The following is a 1,149-nucleotide window of genomic DNA, read 5'->3' on the forward strand; positions in this document are numbered from 1 at the left end:
GAGCCGCCCGGGTGCGTCGGCTCAGCCGGCCGGACGCCACCCGAGGAGGGGGCCCAGCCGGGTCGCGAGGTCGGTGAGGATCTGCTCGTGGTCCTCCCGGGCGAAGGTGAAGGGCAGGGCGAAGGCCACCTCGTCGATCTCCCGGTACGAGGCCAGGGCCAGGAGCCGTTCGGCGAGTTGCTCGCTGGCCCCGACCAGATCGGGCGCGAACATCAGCCGGCCCGGGCCCTGCGGGGACCGGGTACGAGGGAACCGCGCCCGGGCGTACTCCTGGTAGCGCTCGCGCTGGGAGGGGGACGCGCTGTCGGTCGGGACGACGACCAGTCCCTGCGAGACGCGGGCTGCCGCACCGAGCGGGTGGGCGGCGCGGAAGGCACGGATGTGGGACAGCTGCACGGCGTCGAAGTCCGGCGCGTCGGCGTCCGGGGCGTCTGCGTCCGGTCCCTCCGCCTTGACGACGCTGCTGGTCAGGAAGTTCATACCCTGCTCCCCCGCCCATCGCGCGGAGCGCAGACTGCCGCCGCCGTACCACAGTCGCTCACGCAGACCGGGGGAATGCGGCTGGACCCGGTCGGAGTAGACCTCGATGCCCTCCGTCCCGCTGAAGCGTGACGCGGGCCGGCCCTCGATCAGGTGGAGCAGGCGGCGCACCCGGCCGTACCCGAAGTCCTCGGCGTCGCCGGTGTCCGGGTAGAGGGAGTCCTTGACGTCCTCCCAGTGGACCGGCGGGCCGACGCTGACGCCGGGGTTGAGGCGGCCGCCGGAGAGGACGTCCACGGTGGCCAGGTCCTCGGCCAGGCGCAGCGGGTTCTCCCAGCCCAGCGGGGTGACGGCGGTGCCCAGCTCGATGCGCCGGGTGCGCTGGGTGGCGGCGGCCAGCACCGCCACCGGCGAGGAGATGCCGTGCTGCAGGTGGCGGTGACGCAGCCAGGCGCTGTCCAGACCGAGCCGCTCGCCCAGTTCGATCAGGCCGAGCGTCTCCTCGTGGCCGGCGCGCGGATCGGCCTCGTCGAACGATCCGATGGTCAGGAAGCCGAGCTTGCGCAGCGGCCGGGGGCCTGCGCCGGTGTCCGGGACGGGGGGCATGGGGCTCCTCGGATCGTTCGGGTGACGTCACCCGGACGAACCGTCCGCGGGGCTCCGTTGTTC

1 protein-coding gene is annotated in these 1,149 nt (G+C 73.9%); it reads right to left on the minus strand.

Translation table 11 applies throughout. The features are described from left to right. Positions 1-21: 21 nt before the first annotated feature. Positions 22-1,086, minus strand: a complete 1,065-nt coding sequence (locus ACOV8S_RS26880) for an LLM class flavin-dependent oxidoreductase (protein WP_448320954.1) — start codon at positions 1,084-1,086, stop codon at positions 22-24. Positions 1,087-1,149 lie beyond the last annotated feature (63 nt).

Source organism: Streptomyces sp. CO7 (assembly GCF_053474865.1).